The 18722-nt window shown below is 64.0% G+C and carries 15 protein-coding genes; 6 read left to right on the forward strand and 9 right to left on the reverse strand.

Going from position 1 to position 18722, the window contains the following annotated elements; genetic code table 11:
- Positions 1-25: 25 nt before the first annotated feature.
- A complete protein-coding gene (locus tag FJ954_RS04425; RefSeq protein ID WP_140660552.1) occupies positions 26-1099 on the reverse strand; it encodes an FAD-binding oxidoreductase in 1074 nt (357 codons plus the stop codon).
- Positions 1100-1240: 141 nt separating this feature from the next.
- On the opposite strand from FJ954_RS04425, the gene FJ954_RS04430 reads away from it, so the two are divergent.
- Positions 1241-2833 carry a peptide chain release factor 3 gene (locus tag FJ954_RS04430; protein ID WP_140660553.1) on the forward strand — a complete coding sequence of 531 codons (1593 nt, stop codon included), beginning with the start codon at positions 1241-1243 and terminating at the stop codon, positions 2831-2833.
- Positions 2834-2914: 81 nt separating this feature from the next.
- Here the strand turns inward: FJ954_RS04430 and FJ954_RS04435 are convergent, their stop codons facing one another.
- Positions 2915-3385 (reverse strand): VOC family protein, encoded by a 471-nt coding sequence (locus FJ954_RS04435; RefSeq protein ID WP_015314150.1) that lies wholly within the window; start codon positions 3383-3385, stop codon positions 2915-2917.
- A gap of 266 nt (positions 3386-3651) precedes the next feature.
- Here FJ954_RS04435 and ilvD point away from each other — a divergent pair, with 266 nt between their 5' ends.
- Complete coding sequence (ilvD, locus tag FJ954_RS04440; protein ID WP_140660554.1) at positions 3652-5496, forward strand: dihydroxy-acid dehydratase; 1845 nt, start codon at positions 3652-3654, stop codon at positions 5494-5496.
- A gap of 76 nt (positions 5497-5572) precedes the next feature.
- Here the strand turns inward: ilvD and FJ954_RS04445 are convergent, their stop codons facing one another.
- Positions 5573-7327, reverse strand: coding sequence for an ABC transporter ATP-binding protein (locus tag FJ954_RS04445; protein WP_140660555.1), 1755 nt, complete (start codon positions 7325-7327; stop codon positions 5573-5575).
- A gap of 151 nt (positions 7328-7478) precedes the next feature.
- Between FJ954_RS04445 and FJ954_RS04450 the strand changes: the two genes are divergently transcribed.
- Together FJ954_RS04450 and FJ954_RS04455 are read left to right on the forward strand one after the other, a co-directional pair.
- A complete protein-coding gene (locus tag FJ954_RS04450; RefSeq protein ID WP_140660556.1) occupies positions 7479-8759 on the forward strand; it encodes an amidohydrolase family protein in 1281 nt (426 codons plus the stop codon).
- A gap of 108 nt (positions 8760-8867) precedes the next feature.
- The gene (locus FJ954_RS04455) at positions 8868-9791 is read left to right on the forward strand and encodes a DMT family transporter (protein ID WP_140660557.1); all 924 of its coding nucleotides are present in this window, start codon (positions 8868-8870) and stop codon (positions 9789-9791) included.
- 17 nt (positions 9792-9808) lie between these two features.
- Here the strand turns inward: FJ954_RS04455 and FJ954_RS04460 are convergent, their stop codons facing one another.
- Positions 9809-10711: a phosphotransferase family protein gene (locus FJ954_RS04460; protein WP_140660558.1), complete on the reverse strand. Its 903-nt coding sequence runs from the start codon at positions 10709-10711 to the stop codon at positions 9809-9811.
- A gap of 91 nt (positions 10712-10802) precedes the next feature.
- On the opposite strand from FJ954_RS04460, the gene FJ954_RS04465 reads away from it, so the two are divergent.
- A complete protein-coding gene (locus FJ954_RS04465) occupies positions 10803-11435 on the forward strand; it encodes a class I SAM-dependent methyltransferase (RefSeq protein WP_140614880.1) in 633 nt (210 codons plus the stop codon).
- Here the strand turns inward: FJ954_RS04465 and FJ954_RS04470 are convergent.
- Both FJ954_RS04470 and FJ954_RS04475 read right to left on the reverse strand, forming a co-directional pair.
- Positions 11432-13885, reverse strand: a complete 2454-nt coding sequence (locus tag FJ954_RS04470; RefSeq protein WP_140660559.1) for an FAD-dependent oxidoreductase — start codon at positions 13883-13885, stop codon at positions 11432-11434. The two genes, FJ954_RS04465 and FJ954_RS04470, sit on opposite strands and share 4 nt — an antisense overlap.
- The gene (locus tag FJ954_RS04475; RefSeq protein ID WP_140660560.1) at positions 13882-14769 is read right to left on the reverse strand and encodes a phosphotransferase family protein; all 888 of its coding nucleotides are present in this window, start codon (positions 14767-14769) and stop codon (positions 13882-13884) included. The genes FJ954_RS04470 and FJ954_RS04475 overlap by 4 nt, the downstream gene beginning before the upstream one ends.
- Before the next feature lie 416 nt (positions 14770-15185).
- Here FJ954_RS04475 and FJ954_RS04480 point away from each other — a divergent pair, with 416 nt between their 5' ends.
- The gene (locus tag FJ954_RS04480; RefSeq protein WP_140660561.1) at positions 15186-15953 is read left to right on the forward strand and encodes a DeoR/GlpR family DNA-binding transcription regulator; all 768 of its coding nucleotides are present in this window, start codon (positions 15186-15188) and stop codon (positions 15951-15953) included.
- On the opposite strand, the gene FJ954_RS04485 is transcribed toward FJ954_RS04480, so the two are convergent.
- From FJ954_RS04485 to FJ954_RS04495, 3 genes are all read right to left on the reverse strand, one after another.
- Positions 15950-16849 (reverse strand): NAD(P)/FAD-dependent oxidoreductase, encoded by a 900-nt coding sequence (locus FJ954_RS04485; RefSeq protein WP_140660562.1) that lies wholly within the window; start codon positions 16847-16849, stop codon positions 15950-15952. The genes FJ954_RS04480 and FJ954_RS04485 overlap by 4 nt on opposite strands.
- Complete coding sequence (locus FJ954_RS04490) at positions 16839-17288, reverse strand: Rrf2 family transcriptional regulator (protein ID WP_140660563.1); 450 nt, start codon at positions 17286-17288, stop codon at positions 16839-16841. Before FJ954_RS04490 ends, FJ954_RS04485 begins: the two co-directional genes overlap by 11 nt.
- 65 nt (positions 17289-17353) lie before the next feature.
- On the reverse strand, positions 17354-18715 hold the full coding sequence (locus FJ954_RS04495; RefSeq protein ID WP_140660564.1) for a HAMP domain-containing sensor histidine kinase: 1362 nt from the start codon (positions 18713-18715) through the stop codon (positions 17354-17356).
- Between the last annotated feature and the right edge of the window lie 7 nt (positions 18716-18722).

Raw genomic sequence — 18722 nt, forward strand, 5'->3', positions numbered from 1 at the left:
CCAGCGGCTTTCGCCGTCCGCCCGGCTATTGAGCGAAGCGATCCAATCCATAGGGCGCCAGCAGCGTGTCGCGCTTGCCATCAAGAATTTCGCGCGTGGCGAACAGGCCGATGGCTGGCGCCAGAGTGATGCCGGAATGCATGACCGCGATATAGACACCCTCCTTGCCTTTGGCGCGGCCGATGATCGGAAAGCCGTCGATCGGTGTCGGCCGGTAGCCAACGGTGTGGAAATCCAGCTCCAGCCCGTCGCTGTCGCGCAGCATGGCCTTCATGGCCGCGAACAATTCACGCGCCGTGGCTTCGGCGTCCATGCCGGGATCGGCGCCGCCGAAATCCGAGCCGGCGATGATTCGACCCTCGGCGGTCTGACGCATGTGCAGGCGCTCGGCCAGCACCAGCCCGTTGAGCAGTTTCTTGTAAGGCCGCGAGTGGACGATCAACCCGGGCGGTGTCTCGATCGGCAGGTTGATGCCAGCGGTCGCGGCAATGTCTGGCGAACCCACGCCGGCCGCGATCACCACCTCGTCGGCGGCAAACAGTCCATGCGATGTGTCCACGCCGGTGACCTTGCCGACGCTTTGGACAAGCGCCGTCACCGTGCTGAAGAGGATTCGCGCGCCGCGCCGTTCGGCATCGGCCAGCAGTGCCTTGGTGGCCGCGACAGGCTCGGCGACACCCTCTTCTGCGACATGCAGGGCGAAATCGGGAAGCTCGGTGAGATTGGGTTCGATGAGCGCCACCTCGCCGCGGTCGACGCGCTCGATTCCGTAGCCCCACTCAGAATGCTCCGCTGCATAGTTCTCCATGTCGGCCGGCGGCAGATCCCAGCACAGGCCGCCGCACCAATTGAGCGGCAGGCCGGGCAGGTCCCGCGCTAGGCGAGCCCACTCAGCCATGGCGCGGGTGCGCAGCCGGAAATACGGCTCCGGGTTACCCCAGCTTGCATTGATCCAGGCAAACGAGTTCGGCGTTGCGACACCACCGATTTTGCTGTCGGCAATCACCGTCACCCGCGCCCCGGCCTTGGTCAGATGCCATGCGATGGAGGCACCGATGATGCCGGCGCCGATGACGATGATTTGCTTGGTTTCGCTCATGCTTGATCTCCGTCGGACTGGCATCCCTGATGCCATTGCCGCTGCCGGAGCTCAAGTGCGGACAGGGCCGGTCAGGCTAAAACCGTCGACAGGCCGGGAAAGCGCTGCTAGAAGCCCGCGCCACAGACAGGATCCGAAAAATTGGCTGAAGACATCGAACAGGCGGTATCGCGCCGCCGCACCTTCGCGATCATCGCCCACCCGGACGCCGGCAAGACGACGCTGACCGAAAAGCTGCTTTTGTTTGGCGGCGCCATCCAGCTTGCCGGCGAGGTGAAGGCCAAGAAGGACCGTATCCAGACCCGGTCCGACTGGATGAAGATCGAGCGCGAGCGTGGCATTTCGGTCGTCACCTCGGTGATGACCTTCGAATATGAGGACAACGTCTTCAACCTGCTCGACACGCCGGGCCACGAGGATTTCGCCGACGATACCTATCGCACGCTGTCGGCGGTCGACTCGGCCGTCATGGTCATCGACGCCGCCAAGGGCATCGAGCCGCGCACGCTGAAACTGTTCGAGGTCTGCCGGCTGCGCGACATCCCGATCATCACCTTCGTCAACAAGATGGACCGTGAAAGCCGCGATCCGTTCGAGATTTTGGACGAGATCGAGCAGAAGCTGGCGCTGGACACCGCGCCCATCACCTGGCCGATCGGCCGTGGCAAGACCTTCTCCGGTACCTATCACCTGGCGCTGAACGCCGTGCGCAAGGGCGATGACGAGAAGGAACGCACCCCCGTCAACGGTCCCGATTCCAACCGCGTTGCCGGCCTTCTGCCGGAAAACGAGCGCGAGGCCTTCATCGAGGAACTCGAGCTCGCGCGAGAAGCCTGCCGTCCGCTCGACATCGAGGCCTTTCGCGAGGGCCATCTGACGCCGGTCTATTTCGGCTCGGCGCTGCGCAATTATGGCGTGCGCGACCTGATCGAGGCGCTTGGCGCCTTTGGCCCGCCGCCGCGCGCCCAGGAGGCCGACACCCGCACTATCGAGGCGACGGAGGAAAAGATGACCTCCTTCGTCTTCAAGATCCAGGCCAACATGGATCCCAATCACCGCGACCGCATCGCGTTCGTGCGCGTCTGCTCGGGCAAGCTCGAGCGCGGCATGAAGGCCAAGCTGGTGCGCACCGGCAAGCCGATGTCACTCTCGGCGCCGCAATTCTTCTTTGCCCGCACCCGCGTCACCGCCGACGAGGCGTTTGCCGGCGATGTCGTTGGGATCCCGAACCACGGCACGCTGCGCATCGGCGACACGTTGACCGAAGGCGAGGAAATTCTGTTTCGCGGCGTGCCCAACTTCGCCCCGGAAATCCTGCGTCGCGTCCGTCTCGGCGACGCGATGAAGGCGAAAAAGCTCAAGGAAGCGCTGCACCAGATGGCAGAGGAGGGCGTCGTCCAGCTGTTCTCGCCGGAAGACGGCTCGCCGGCCATCGTCGGTGTCGTCGGCGCGCTGCAGCTCGATGTGCTGAAAGAGCGGCTGAACTTCGAATACACGCTGCCGGTCGAATTCGAGATGTCGCGCTTTTCCATCTGCCGCTGGATATCGGCCGACGACAAGGCCGAGGTGCTTCGCTTCATCGAGGCGCATCGCGGCGACATCGCCCGCGACCTCGACAACGACCCGGTCTTCCTGGCCCAGCACGCCTTCTCGCTGAACTACGAAGCCGAACGCTGGAAGGCGATCCGCTTCGCCACGATCAAGGATTATCAGGTGCGAGACAAGGCGGCGTGATTCTAGTGAGTAGTGAGTAGGTACGCCTCGTTCTCCCATCGCACTACTCACTAGCAACTACTCACTACTCTACTCTTATGATCACCCCTTGGCCGCCGCTTCGATCTCAGCGATATCGATCTTGCTCATCTGCATCATTGCCGACATCACCCGGCCGGCCTTGGCCCTGTCCGGATCCAGAAGCAGGCGCGGCAGCTGCTCCGGCACGACCTGCCAAGACACACCGAATTTGTCCTTTAGCCAGCTGCATTGCGAAGGTTCGCCGCCACCTTCGATAAGCTTCTCCCAGAAGTAATCGACCTCTTCCTGCGTCTTGCAGTCGATCGACTGTGACATCGCCTCGTTAAACTTGAATTGCGGTCCGCCATTGAGCGCCTGGAACGGCACGCCGTCGAGCTCGAACGTGGTCATCAGCACTTTGCCCGCATCTGCGTGACCCTCGGGCCAACGCAGAACGCTCGTAACCTTCGAATTCTTGAAGATGGAGACGTAGAAATTCATCGCCTCTTCTGCCCGGCCGTCGAACCACAGGCAGGTGGTGATCTTTTGCATGTCGTGCTCCTAGGTTGCTTCCTGCTGTTACAATGAAACGGCTGACTCCGAGAATGGTGCCATTTCTTGCCGTCTGCCCAAGGACGGCCCTGATACGCCCGACCCGACATAGACATCGAATTTTTCTGAGACGCTCGTTTTTTCAGGAGAACCTGGCGCATTGCAAAAATGTGGCCAGACCATACTTGGCGGTCTATAAACCCTGCGATCAAAATTCAGCGCCGCCACGCTCCCGTCGAGCGCAGCCAGCCAGCTAGGGAAAATTCATGCCCGCCTATCGCTCCCGCACCACCACCCATGGCCGTAACATGGCCGGCGCCCGCGGCCTGTGGCGCGCCACTGGCATGAAGGACAGCGATTTCGGCAAGCCGATCATTGCGGTGGTCAACTCCTTCACCCAGTTCGTGCCGGGCCATGTCCATCTGAAGGACCTTGGCCAACTGGTGGCACGCGAGATCGAGAAGGCCGGCGGTGTCGCCAAGGAATTCAACACCATCGCCGTCGACGACGGCATCGCCATGGGCCATGACGGTATGCTCTATTCGCTGCCGTCGCGCGAGCTGATCGCCGATTCCGTCGAATACATGGTCAATGCGCACTGTGCCGACGCCATGGTCTGCATCTCCAATTGCGACAAGATCACGCCCGGCATGCTGATGGCCTCATTGCGCCTCAACATCCCGACCGTCTTCGTCTCCGGCGGCCCGATGGAAGCCGGCAAGGTTGTGCAGGCCGGCAAGACGCAGGCGCTCGACCTCGTCGATGCCATGGTTGCGGCCGCCGACGACAAGATCTCCGACGAGGACGTCAAGGTCATCGAGCGCTCGGCCTGCCCGACCTGCGGTTCCTGTTCGGGCATGTTCACTGCCAATTCCATGAACTGCCTGACCGAGGCGTTGGGCCTGTCGCTGCCCGGCAACGGCTCGACGCTGGCCACGCATGCAGATCGCAAGCGCCTGTTCGTCGAGGCCGGCCATCTCATCGTCGATCTCGCCCAGCGCTACTACGAGCAGGATGACGAGAGTGCATTGCCGCGCAGCATTGCATCGAAGGGCGCCTTCGAGAACGCCATGACGCTCGATATCGCCATGGGCGGCTCCACCAACACCGTGCTGCACATTCTGGCGGCCGCGCATGAGGGCGAGGTCGATTTCACCATGGAAGACATCGACCGGCTGTCGCGGCGGGTGCCGGTGCTATGCAAGGTGGCGCCGGCCAAGTCCGACGTGCACATGGAAGACGTCCACCGCGCCGGCGGCATCATGGCCATCCTTGGCCAGCTCGACAATGCCGGGTTGCTCAACCGCGACCTGCCGACCGTGCATACGGCGAGCCTCGGCGAAGCGCTCGACCATTGGGATATTTCGCGCACCTCGAGCCAGAATGTGCGCGACTTCTTCCTCGCCGCGCCCGGCGGCGTGCCGACGCAGGTCGCCTTCAGCCAGGACCGCCGCTGGGACGATCTCGACACGAACCGTGAGACGGGCGTTATCCGCTCGGCCGAGACGCCATTCTCGAAAGACGGCGGCCTTGCCGTCCTGAAAGGCAATCTGGCGCTCGACGGCTGTATCGTGAAGACAGCCGGCGTCGACGAGTCGATCCTGAAATTCACCGGACCGGCTCGCGTCTTCGAAAGCCAGGACGCTTCGGTCAAGGCGATCCTTGGCAATGAGATCAAGGCTGGTGACGTCGTCGTCATCCGCTATGAGGGTCCGCGCGGCGGCCCCGGCATGCAGGAGATGCTCTATCCGACCAGTTATCTGAAGTCGAAAGGCCTGGGCAAGGCCTGCGCGCTGGTCACCGATGGGCGCTTCTCCGGCGGCACCTCGGGCCTGTCCATCGGCCATGCTTCGCCGGAAGCGGCGGAAGGCGGGCTGATCGGGCTGGTGCAGGAGGGCGATACGATCGAGATCGATATCCCGAACCGCACCATTCGCCTTGCCGTCGATGACGCCGAACTCGACGCGCGCCGCGCGGCGATGGAGGCCAGGGGCGCGGACGCCTGGAAGCCGCGGGAAATGCGCAAGCGCAAGGTGACGACCGCGCTGCGCGCCTACGCCGCCTTCGCCACCAGCGCCGACAAGGGGGCGGTAAGGCACGTGCCGGAGTAAAGTTCGAATCTCGTCAGGCAGGCGCTGCGGCACAAACTCCGCAGGACTACCTGTCCTCGACTTGCGCCGCTCCACATTAAGGCATCAGCTGATATTCATACAGCTTCTGGTAAAGCCCGCCTTGCCCGAGCAGCATCTTGTGCGGCCCGCTTTCCACCACCTTGCCGGCTTCCAGCACCACGATCGTGTCGGCCTGGTGCACGGTCGAGAGGCGGTGTGCGATGACGATCGTGGTGCGCCCTTCCGTCAGCTGTTGCAGCGCGTCGCGGAACAGCGCTTCCGACTCGGCGTCGAGCGCACTGGTTGCCTCGTCCAGCAGCAGGATTTCGGCATTGCGCAGCATGGCGCGCGCGATCGAGATGCGCTGGCGCTGGCCGCCCGACAAGAGGCCGCCATTCTCACCGACATCCGTCTCATAGCCTTTCGCCTGCGCGACGATGAAGTCATGGGCGTTGGCAGCCCTGGCCGCGGCGATCACCTCGTCGTCGGTCGCGTCCTCGCGCCCAAGCCGGATGTTGTGCATGATCGTGCCGGCAAACAGGAACGTATCCTGGCTGACATAGGCGATCTTTTCCCTGAGCGAGGCGAGCGTGGCATGGGAAATATCCTGGCCGTCAAGCAGCACCCTGCCGCTCTTCGGGTCATACATGCGCATGATGAGGTTCAGGATCGTCGACTTGCCGCCGCCGGAGGGGCCGACCAGCGCCGTCATCTTGCCGGGCGCCAGGGTCAGGTCGAACCGGTCCAGCACTGGCGGGCCATTCTGGTAGGCGAAGCCGACGGCATCGAACCGGATCTCGCCCGGTCCGGCCCGAAGCGGCTTTGCATCCGGCTTCTCGGCTAATGTCAGCGGCTGGTCGGCGAGCTCGAACATCATGCGCACGCCGACAATGCCGCTTTCCAGCGATATGCGCACCCGCGCGAGGCGCTTTGCCGGCTCATAGGCAAGCAGCAGCGCGGCGATGAAGGCCATGATATTGCCAGGCATCTGGCCGCCCTGCAGGACCAGCAAGCCGCTGACCATGACCGCGCCGGCGATCGCCAGGCCGGCCAGCGTTTCCATCACCGGATTGGTCACCGCTTCCAGCGCGGCGATGTTGTTGGCCCGATCCTCGACGTCCGCCACCGCCCTGTACATGCGTTTGCGCATAAGGCCCTCGAGGTTGAAGGATTTGACCACGCGCACGCCGATCGCGGTTTCCTGCATCACCTGCACGATCTGGCCGACCGAGCGGAACTCCATGGCGGCGAACTTGCGCACGCGCTTCAGGATGCGGTTGACGCCATAAATGGCCAACGGACCGACGACGAAGCAGATCAGCGACAGCGCCGGCTGCTGCCAGACCATGACCCCAATCAGGGCAGCCAGGGTCACCAGATCGCGCACGTAGGAAGTGACGATGAGGTCGAGCACGTTGCGCGCCGCCTGGGCATTGTTGGTCATGCGGGTGATCAGGTCGGACGACGAGGTCGAATGGTAGAATTCGATGCCTTGCGCCAGGATGCGGTCATAGATCTTGCGCTGCCGTTCGGCGATGATGGCGTTGCCGACGCGGCTCATGAAGTAGGCCTGGACGAAATTGGCGATGCCCTTGACGATGAAGATCCCGGCGACCGCCACGGCGATCATATTGACCCGGTCGACCCGTTTATCGATCACGAATTCATTGGTGATTTCACGCAGGATCCAGGCACTGGCGGCCGTCATGCCGGCCACCACGAGCATCGACAGGATGGCGGCGGCGTAGCCGGCCCTGTGTTGCCGGAACGATTCCCGGAGCAGCCTTGCGACGAGGCGCTGGTTCTCCGTCGAGCGGAAGAAGCGAAACAACGGCTGATCCTTGATGCCGGGATGACGAAGGCGGCTTATAGAGGGAGATGCCGCCGGAGGGAACCTTTCGCCGCCATGGAAAGAAACCGCTGCGGCGGGGTGTCTTTTGAGACACGATGCGGCAGTGATTCTTCAAGCAGGATGATGACAGATGGATTTCGATCTTATTGTGCGCGGCGGCACGCTTCCGGATGGCGGCATCGCCGACATCGGCATCACCGGCGACACGATCGCTGCGATCGAGCCGAAGCTCGACGGTTCCGCGCGGACCGAGGTCGACGCCCATGGCAGTCTGGTGTCGCCGCCCTTCGTCGATCCGCATTTCCACATGGATGCAACGCTGTCCTACGGCCTTCCGCGCATCAACGCGTCGGGCACGCTGCTCGAAGGCATAGCGCTATGGGGCGAACTGAAGCCGCTCCTGATGCACGAGGCCGTGCGTGATCGGGCGCTCGCCTATTGCGACTGGGCGGTGTCGATGGGGCTGCTCGCCATCCGCACCCATGTCGACGTCTGCGACGACCGGCTGCTGGCCGTCGAGGCGCTGCTGGAGGTCAAGAAAACCGTCGCACCCTATATCGATCTGCAATTGGTGGCCTTCCCGCAGGACGGCTTCTATCGCTCGCCGACGGCACGAAAAAACACCATTCGCGCGCTGGACATTGGCGTCGACATCGTCGGCGGCATTCCGCATTTCGAGCGCACCATGGCCGACGGCACGCGCTCGGTTACCGAACTGTGCGAGATCGCGGCAAAACGCGGGCTCATGGTCGACCTGCATTGCGACGAGACCGACGACCCGCTGTCGCGCCACATCGAACAGCTCGCCTATGAAGCGCAGCGCCTCGGCCTGCAGGGCAGGGTGGCCGGTTCGCACCTCACCTCGATGCATTCGATGGACAATTACTACGTCTCGAAGCTTCTGCCGCTGATCGCCGAAGCCGGCGTTTCCGCGATCCCCAATCCGCTGATCAACATCATGCTGCAGGGCCGCCACGACACATTCCCGAAGCGGCGTGGCATGACGCGGGTCAAGGAGATGCTGGCGCTGGGCATCCGTGTCGGCTGGGGTCAGGATTGCGTGCTCGATCCCTGGTATTCGCTGGGCACCGCCGACATGCTCGACGTCGCCTTCATGGGCCTGCATGTAGCTCAGATGTCGAGCCCCGCCGACATGGCGCGCTGTTTCGATATGGTCACCAACGTCAATGCCGCGATCATGGGCCTCGACCATCTCGGCCTCGGCGTTGGCAAGCGCGCCAGCCTGGTGATCCTCGATGCCGGCAATCCGATCGAGGCTCTACGCCTGCGCGCCGAGCGCATCTGCGTCATCGCCAGGGGTAAGGTCGTGGCGGAGCGGACGAGGCAGGATACCAGGCTTTCGATCTCCGGCAGGCCGTCGCAGGTGAATCGCAGGCACATATCCACCTAGATACAGCCGATTCCCGACGCTGGTCTTACCTATTTCCCGATTTCTCCTCGTCAAAGCCGCCGCTTCCGTCTACGACGCGGCTCGGGCGAGGGAAGAATCGGGGTCGGCATGGCGCAACCCGTGGCGCGGAATTCCACAATCAAGAATGTCCTCCTGGCCGGCATCCTGCTGATGCTGGCCGGCGACTTCCTGTTTGCGCTCAACGATGCGATGGGCAAGTGGCTGGTCGCCAGTTTCTCCGTCGGCCAGGTCGTGCTGATCCGCTCGATCGGCGCCTTTATCGTGCTCGGCCCGATGATCGCCAACCAGGGCGCCGGCAGACTGTTCCAGCTGGAGCGGCCAGGGTTGCAGATCCTGCGCGTGGTGGCGACGACGCTGGACACCGCTTTGTTCTACGCCGCCGTCGTCTACCTGCCGCTTGCCGATGTGATGAGCTTCTACATGGCCGGGCCGATCTATGTGGCGGCGCTGTCGCATTTCCTGCTTGGCGAAAAGGTCGGCTGGCGCCGCTGGGTGGCGATCCTGCTCGGCTTCTGCGGTGTGGTCATCATGCTGAAACCCTCCTCTGCCGCGTTTTCGCTGTCATCCAGTTTCGCACTTGTCGGCAGCCTTGCCTTCGCCTTCGCCATCATTCTCAACCGGCGCCTGCGTGGCACCAGCGACACCAATCTGGTGACATGGCAGACGATCGGCACGCTGGCGGTTGGCGGCGCCCTCACCATCGGCGCCTGGAAGACGCCGTCTGCACTTGATTTCGGCGCCATGCTGCTGCTCGGCATCGTCTCCTGCGGGGCGCATCTGATGATCACCAGGGCGCTGAAACTGGCGCCGGCCTCGACGCTGGCGCCGCTGCACTACACGCTGCTCTTGTGGGCGGTGGTGTTCGGGCTGGTGTTCTTCGGCGACGTTCCCGGTCCGCGCATTCTGATCGGCTCGGGCATCATCGTCCTGGCCGGCCTGTTCATCTTCCATCGCCAGAAGGTGGTCGACACCACGGTGCCGCCGGAGAACGTGCCGAAAGGTGTGAACTAGGGCCAGATTTCTGGTGCCTAGCCCTTGCGTACCGCCGCCAGGTGCCGCGAAAACTCCTCTGTCTCCATCAGCGCCTTGCAGCGGGCGAAGCGGCCGTCGGCATAGGCGCGGAAATCGTCGACGGGATTTTCGTTGGCAAGCTGGATCAGCCCCCACAGCGTCCAGAGCAGATCGCACATCGCCTTGTAGATGACGACGCGGCCGCGCTCCGCCGGCTTCGCCTCGCCGCCGAAATAGGCGCGCATCAGCTCCTCGTCCTGGGCGGCTTCGAACTTGCCTTCGACGCTGAGGTCGCCGAGGTCCCAGAGCGGGTCGTTCATCCCCGAATATTCCCAGTCGACGATCCACATCCGCTCGCCCGTGTCGAGGAAATTCTCGCACAGCGGGTCGCAATGGCAGGCGACGAGAGGCAAGGGGCGGACGGCCAAGGCCGAGCGTACGCTCTCGGCCTCGCGCACCACGTCATGATAGCCGGCGGGCAGGGCGACATCCCTGGTCGACAGCACCTTGAGATAGTCGTCGATCATCCAAAACAGTTCGAAGCGGAAGGGGAACACCGCGCCGGACGCGTGCAGCTTGCGGAAGGCCTCGGCCGCTCGGGCCGGGCTGCCCTGCCGCTCCCTGAACTTCTCCGGCGACATCGTCTCCGCACCGGCAATGTAGCGCGTCACCATCAGGCCGCTGGCGGCGTCGGCATGCAGCACTTCAGGACTTACCCCCGCGATTGCCGCCTCACGCGCGGCAATCGCCTCGTTGGCGCGGTTGATGTATTCCTCGGTGCCTTTGCCTGGAATACGCAGGCAGTAATCGCCGGCCTTGAAGACGAGGTTGGTCAAGCCGCCGAGCCGTTCCAGCGGCCCAGTATAGCCGGCCAGTACCGGAATGACGGCAAGTTTTGCCCGCGCCTCGTCTGTCCCCATGCCTGCGTCCCCACGCGTTATTTCTCGGCTGCACGGTTCCACAATTTTCGCCGTTTGGCTATCATCGCGGCGAGACGAGGGATGGTGGACAGTGGCGGACAGCAAACATCAAGGCGCGCTCGGCGAGGTCTACGCGGCCAAGCGCCCGGAAGAGGTGGCCGCACTGTACGACCGCTGGTCGCAAACCTACGACGCCGACATGTCGGCAGCCGGCTACCGCCACCCGACCATCTGCCTTGCTTTGCTCGCCCGCCATCTGCCGCGCGGGTCAGCCCCGCTGCTCGACGCCGGGGCCGGTACCGGGCTGATCGGCGAGTGGCTCGATATTGCCGGCTATCCCCAGGTCGAGGCGCTGGATATCTCGCAAGGCATGCTGGATCAAGCCGCGCGCAAGGGCGTCTATTCGGCGCTGCATTGTCTGGCGCTCGGCGGCGCCTTGCCATTTGCCGACAGCACTTATGCCGGCATCATCTCGGCCGGCGTCTTTACCTCCGGCCATGTCGGCGCCGAGGGACTGGACGAACTGATCCGCATCTGCCGGCCGGGTGGGGTGATCGTGCTGACGGTCAAGAACACGTTGTGGGATCACGGTTTTGCCGCGCGCATCGCCGAACTCGAGGCACAAGGCCTGGTCACGCGGGTCGAGGAAACACGACCATATGTCTCAATGCCAGGCGAGGCCGATACCGTCCCCAGCCGTGGCCTCGCCTTGCGCGTGAGTTAAGCCTTTACGCGCTCCATTGCCGGGTCGTATAGCGGCTCAAGATGGATTTGAGCCGGCGTCCGCTCCATCGCCACCACAAGTTCATAGCTGCCCGAGGCGAGAAAATCATCGCTTGCTCCGTCAGCGTTGCGCACATAACCGTAGCCGATGTTCTTTTCCACCGTGTAGCCATAGCCGCCGCTGGTGAGATAGCCGACCGGCTGGCCATCGCGCAGGATGGTCTCGCGTCCGACGAGCACGATCTCCGGATCATAGACCGTGAAACCGGCAAAGCACTTCTTCAGGGACTCGCCGCCAACCTTCTCGAGTGCGCGCCGTCCGACGAAGTCGGTGTTCTTGCGCAGCTTGACCGCCCAGCCGAGCCCAGCCTCCAGCGGTGTGTCGTTGGGCGTGATGTCGGAGCCCCAGGCGCGATAACCCTTTTCCAGCCGCAGCGATTCCAGCGCGCGGTAACCGACCGGCCGGATGTCGTGCTTCCCGCCGGCCGCCATCAGCACGTCGAAGACTTCGCCGGTGGCGGCGATCGGCACATGCAGTTCCCAGCCGAGTTCGCCGACATAGGTGACGCGCAGCGCCCGGACCGTGTGACCGGCTATTGTGATCTCGCGCACATGGCCGAACGGGAAGCCGGCATTCGACACATCCGCATCGGTCACCGCCGAAAGTACGTCGCGGGCGCGCGGTCCCATCAGCGACAGCGTGCCGAAGTCCTCGGTGACATCGGCGAGCTGTGCATCGAGGCCGTGGCCAATATGGTCGCTGATCCACGAGGCATCATGGGTGCGGAAACCGGTGCCGGTGACGATATAGAATTTTTCCTCGGCCAGCCGCGACACGGTTAGGTCGGCCTCGATGCCGCCGCGCGTGTTGAGGAGTTGCGTGTAGGTCAGCCGGCCGACCGGCTTGCCGACATCGTTGGCGCAGATCCAGTCCAGGGCCCTCGCCGCGTCGGGCCCGCTCAGCTCGCACTTGGCGAAGGACGACTGGTCGAAGATACCGACATGCTCGCGCACGTGCCGATGTTCGTCGCCGACGGCGGCGAACCAGTTCTGCCGGCCCATCGAATAGATGTCCTTCGGCTCGACGCCCTCCGGCGCGAACCAGTTCGGCCGTTCCCAGCCGAGCTTGGAGCCGAACACGGCGCGATGGTCTTTCAGTCTGTCGTAGAGCGGGGAGACGATGCGCGGCCGGCCGCTGGTGTATTCCTCATGCGGGAAGCCGATCGCGTAATGTTTGCCATAGGCTTCCAGCGTACGTTCGCTCACCCATTGCCGGTCGCGGTGCAGGTTGGAAAAACGCCTGATGTCGACCACCCAAAGGTCGAGCGGCGCCTCGCCGTCGACCACCCATTGCGCCAGCACCCAGCCGGCGCCGCCGCCCGAGGCGATGCCGAAGGCGTTGAAGCCGGCGCCGACGAACATGTTGGCGCATTCGGGCGCCACACCGAGGATGAAATTGCCGTCCGGCGTGAAGCTTTCCGATCCGTTGATCATCTGCTTGACACCGACCGTCTCCAGCGCCGGCACCCGCGCGATCGCCTGCGCCATGTGCTGCTCGAAATGATCGTAGTCGTCGTCGAACAGCCGGAACTCCCAATCATTGGGCACGTCGCCCCCGGGAAGATTGGTCGTCCAGGCTTGCGGGTTCGGCTCATAGCCGCCCATCACCAGCCCGCCGACCTCCTCCTTGAAATAGGTGCGCCGATCGGGGTCGCGCAGCGTCGGCGCGTCGGTTGCCAGCCCCGCGATTTTCTCGGTGATGATATACTGGTGCTTGACCGGCTGCAGCGGCACGTTGATGCCGGCCATCGCGCCGACCTGCCGCGCCCATTGCCCGGCGCAGTTCACCACCTTGTCGCAAGCGATGTCGCCTTGATTGGTCTTCACCGCCGTGATGCGGTCGCCCTTCATCTCGAAACCCGTGACGCGCACGTCCTCGTAGAGATTGGCGCCGTGCATGCGCGCGCCCTTGGCCAGCGACTGCGTGATGTCGGAAGGGCTCGCCTGGCCGTCGGTCGGCAGCCAGGAGGCGCCGACGAGATCGCCGGTCTCCATCAAGGGCCACATCGCCTTCACCTCCGCCGGAGACAGCAGCTGCATGTCCATGCCGAAGCTTTTCGCCGTGGTCGCCAGCCGTTTGTATTCGGTCCAGCGGTCGGCATTGGTGGCGAGCCTGAGGCACCCCGTCATCTTCCAGCCGGTGGCAAGACCGGTTTCGGCTTCCAGCCCCTTGTAGAGGTCGACCGAGTATTTCAGTACTCGCGTGATCGAGGCCGACGAGCGCAATTGGCCGACCAGGCCGGCTGCATGCCAGGTCGAGCCCGAGGTCAGCTTGCCCTGTTCGAGCAGCACCACGTCGGCCTTGTGGTCACGCGCCAGATGATAGGCCGTCGAACAGCCGATGATGCCGCCGCCGATGACGACGATCTCGGTCTGGCTAGGCAAGGTCATGGTTTCAGGATCCCGTATTTTATCCGGTAGTTTTCCAGCGCCGCATCGAGCCGCGCTAGGTTTTCCTCGGTGTAGGCGACGTAGTCGATGCCGGGGGCGTCGAGATAGAGCTCCGACACCATGCTCCACATCGCCTCGCGCAGCAGCGAGGCACATTGCATGGCGGCGTGCGAGCGGCGGATCGCCTCGTCCGGTTCCTTCATGAAATAGGCGGTCAGGAAGGTGAAGGATTCCTCGTCGCTCATGCCCGCGTTCGAGGCGACGCCGGCAAGGTCGAACATCGCCGTATTGAAGCCGGCATATTCGAAATCGATCAGCCAAAGCCTGCCGCCGTCGTCCAGAATGTTGGCCGGCAAAAGATCATTGTGGCCAAAGACGATCGGCAGCAATTTCTGGGCGCGCTCCAGTTCGTCGGCCAACGCCAGAAAGCGCGGCAGGTCACCGCGCTTGCGGCTGTTGCCCTCGTCGAGCGTGCGCGCATAGTCGCGGATGACGTGGAACACCCAGAACATGAAGCCGGCGCCGGAGATATGGTTGGGCATCTCGCGGTGAAAGCCGCGCATCAGCGTCGCGACGCGGCGGAGATTGGCGCGCACGTCCTCGGCCAGATAGGTTCTGGCGCCAAGAAACGCCGTCACCATGATCCCCGGTTCGGCATAACGGACCGCCGGTGCGAAGCCCGCCGCGTGAGCCGCCCGCGCGGTCATCACCTCCCGTTCGCGGAAGACATGGTGGAACGGATAATCCTGGCCGAAACGCACCACATGTTTGCCGGCCGCATCGGTGACCACATAATTGGCGTTGCTCAGGCCGCCGGGCAGCGGCGCGATCTCGATGGCGCCCGTCCAGCACGGCAGGGCGTGGATGCGGTCTTCGGCAATCACGGGATCATCCCTGGTTGGCAGGCCTGGTTTGCTGGGCTTCGGTATGGCGCCATGGGCCGCGCAACGGCGGCGTGGTGAAACGCAAACAATCTCGTCGGTGCGGGATGCCAGGATCGGTATCCCGCACCGCACCGACGAGCCCCTTGGCCAGGTTTATGAGCCCGGCATCCGCCCCCGCGGATCTGAAAATTCCTTGCGCCAGACACGTTACAGGCTGCCTGGGGTCAGTGAATTGCAGCTCTGCCAATACCATCCCGCTGCAGTTCCGAACCCTGTTGAAGATGGATTTCACGCCGGGGTTGCTCTTCTGTCAATAAAAAGATGTGACTTTTTTTGGGTGTTTTGTCCGAAAGCATGGGCAATTTCTTTAAAAGCGCTAGGAATGCCTTAGAATCGGTCATTTTCGGGATGCCCATATGAACCACTCGAAACGACATGGCGAGATCCTGCGGCTGCTGCAGGAAGAGGGAACCGTCACTATCGCCAGCCTGGCCGACCGGTTGGGCGTTTCGCTCGAGACCGTACGCCGCGACGTCAAGCCGCTCACCGGCGACGGCTCGGTTCTGAAGATGCATGGCGCCGTCGGCCTGCCGTCGATGGTCGGCGAAGCGCCGTTCGAACGGCGCATGCGCGAGCATGCCGACGCCAAGCGAAGCATTGCCCGCGCGGTCGCGGCCACCATCCGCGACGGCGAATCGATCATGCTCGACACCGGCACCACGACCTCGTTCCTGGCGCGCGAACTGCTCGGCCACCGGCGCCTGACGGTCGTCACCAATTCGTCCGACATCGCCCGCACCCTGGCCACCATCAACGGCAACAAGGTCTATATGGCCGGCGGCGAGCTGCGCAGCGATTCAGGCGCCGCGTTCGGGACGTCGGCCATCGAGTTCGTCAGCCGCTTCTCGGTCAGCCACGCCATCATCTCCACCGGCGCCGTGGATGCGGTGACGGGTGTCATGGACTTTGATCTGGACGAGGCGGAATTTGCCCGCATGGTGCTGTCGCGGGGCCAGCGCTCGCTGGTCGTCACTGACCACACGAAGTTCGGCCGCCAGGGCCTGGTCCAGGTCTGCGGCTTTGACGGCTTTTCCGAACTCGCGACCGACCGCGCGCCGCCGCACGACATTGCCGCGGCACTGGCGCAGGCCGGGGCGCGCCTCAGCGTCGCCGGCGGAATTTAGCCGAAGACCAGCGACTGGTGGGCGCACACGCCCGCGAAGGTGCCGCCCGAGACGGCGAAGGCGATGTTGTGCATCGCGCGTGCCGCGTCACCGGCGGCATAGACGCCGGGAACCGTCGTTTGCTGCCGGTCATCGACTGATATCATCGGGCCGAGCAGGCCGTCCTTGAGGCCGCAGCCGAGCTGTTCGGCCAGCGGGCTCGCCATCGTGTTGCGTGGCGCGGTGAATATCGCCTTGACGCCAGCCTTCCGGCCATCGACGAGATGGACAACCAATCCCCCGGAGCCATCATCGCTCAGTTCGTTGACCGTCGCGGGCTCGAACCTTACATTCCTGCTCTCAAGCGCATGCATCTCGTCGGCATCGGGCTTGATCAGTCCGTTGCCGAACAGCGTGACGTCGCCCCAATCGGAAATCAGTTGCGCCTGATGCATGGACATCGGGCCGGTCGCGAGCACGCCGAGCGGCCCGGTGGAAACCTCGTAGCCGTGGCAATAGGGGCAATGCAGCACGGTTCTGCCCCATTGCTGGGCAAGCCCGGGAACCTCCGGCAGGATGTCGCGCACGCCGGTTGCCAGCACCAGTCGTGCGGCGCCGAATGTCTCGCCGCCATCGGTGGTGATTTCGAAATCGCTGCTGCTGTTGGCAATGGCTTTGTCCGCAAGTGCGGTCACAAGCCTGGCCGTCGGGTAGGCAAGCAATTGCCGCCTTGCATCGTCCAGGATCGCTCCAGGCGTGCGTCCGTCCTGGCCGAGAAAGCCGTGCGAATGCGCGGCAAAGCGGTTGCGCGGCTGGCCGGCGTCGATCACCAGCACGGTGCGCCGCGCCCGCGCCGCCTGCATGGCGGCGGACAGGCCGGCGAAGCTGCCGCCGATAACGGCAAGATCATACTGCATGGCTGGAAACTCCAACGAGGTCGAAACGACGGTGAAAATCGGCTGTCAGGTCGGCCAGCGTGATGCGGCTGAGCTTCTCCGCCAGCAGCTTCTCGGCCGCGATGCGAAAATCGTCGAGCACGGCGATCACCGCTTGCTCGACGAGACAGCCCGGGCTTTCCGGCTCGGTGCTGAACGGCAGCAGCGTCTCGCCCAGGGCAAGGCTGATCTCGGCCAGTGAAATGTTCTCGGGCGCGCGCCCGAGCAGCCAGCCGCCGCCATGTCCGCGTGACGAGGTGACGATGCCGGCGTCGCGCAAGCCTGCGATGGTCCGGCGCACCACCACCGGATTGGTATGGATGAAGGTGGCAAGCTGCTCGGAGGTCAGAGCCTGCTCGGGCTTCTCGGCCATGTGAACGAGGATGTGCAGAGTGGAGGACAGTCGGCTATTGCGTTTCATGTAACCTAATTAGTTACGATTTATCGCAATGTCAAACGCGCCGGCGGCGTTGGTTGGCGGCAAGGCTAAACGGGTAAAGCGCGAAAACTCATCCTGAAGCAGGCGCCGCTGGGCTTGCCATCGAGGATATCGATGCGGCCGCCATGGAGATACACGATTTCCTGCACGAGATTGAGGCCGAGGCCGGCGCCATGATCCTGCGGGCGCAGCCGGTAGAAGGGCTCGAAGATGCGCTCCCGCTCGCCCGGCGGGACGCCGTCGCCTTCGTCCCGGACCTCGATGATGGCGGGCGTTGTGACGCCGACGGTGATCTTGCCAGCGCGGCCGCCATGCTCGATGGCGTTCTGGACGATGTTGGTCACCGCGCGCTCGATGGCGGTGCGGTCTCCGGTGGCGAAAATCGTGTCCCGTTCCGGCTCGAACGACATTTCGTAACCGGCAGAAAACGCCATCGGCGCGAGGTCGACGATAACGCCGCGCGCGGTCGCCACGAGATCGACCGCTTCGAACGCCGACGTCTGCCGGTCGAGGCGCTGCAGGTCGAGCAACTGGTCGGTCAGCGTTGAAAGCCTGGCCGCGTCCTGCAGCAGCCGTGCCCGCCCCGGTGTCGGCGGCAGCGAGGCGAGGCGCGTGTTGAGGATGGCTACCGGTGTCCTGAGCTCATGGGCGGCGTCGGTGAGGAAGCGTTTGTGGCGCTCATAGCCCTTGTCCAGGCGCGCAAGGGCGGCATTCACGGCCTTGACCAGCGGCGTCACTTCCGCCGGCACGTCCTTGAGCGGCAGCTGCACGCCGCGCTGGTCGATGTCGATGCGCTCAGCCTCGGCCGCCGCATGGCCAAGGCCCGACAGAGCGCCACGCACCACCCATGGCGTCGCGAACAGCGTGGCCAGCGCCATCAGCCCGGCGAGCGGCAATATGCCCTGCAGGAAGAATTGCGGCGCCTGGCCGAGCAGACGCAGCAGCGAAAGCCCGCCCTTGGTGCCGCTGAAAATCTGGACGTTGCCGGCCATCGTGTCGGTCCAGCGGATCTTTCCCTCCGGCGGCGCGGCTTGTCCGATTGCATGGTCGATACGGGCGTCGCTGATCGTGTCCAGCAGTCCGGTGAAAGGCTGGAAGGTGGGCGGCACGGTCCCCTCCTGCAGCCTTTGCCCCTGCTTGTCTCGAACAATGAACCAGAGGTCGGGAACACCCGACCGCAGCTTCGTCAGGTCCGAGGTCTCGCGCAGAACCAACTTGCCGCCGGCATCGCGTGTCACCGCATCCGCCAGCACGTCCATCGTGCCGTCCTCGTAATCGTGCGGGATAAGGCCGGTGGCCAGCATGGCGCCGAGAATGCCGACGATGATCAGGGTCAGCATGGCGCATTGCAGCAAGGCGATGCGCAGCACCAAGCTCCATTTCAGCGAATGCGGGCGCTTGAGGCTCATCGCTTGG

The organism is Mesorhizobium sp. B2-3-15 (genome assembly GCF_006442875.1).
Classification (GTDB): domain Bacteria; phylum Pseudomonadota; class Alphaproteobacteria; order Rhizobiales; family Rhizobiaceae; genus Mesorhizobium; species Mesorhizobium australicum.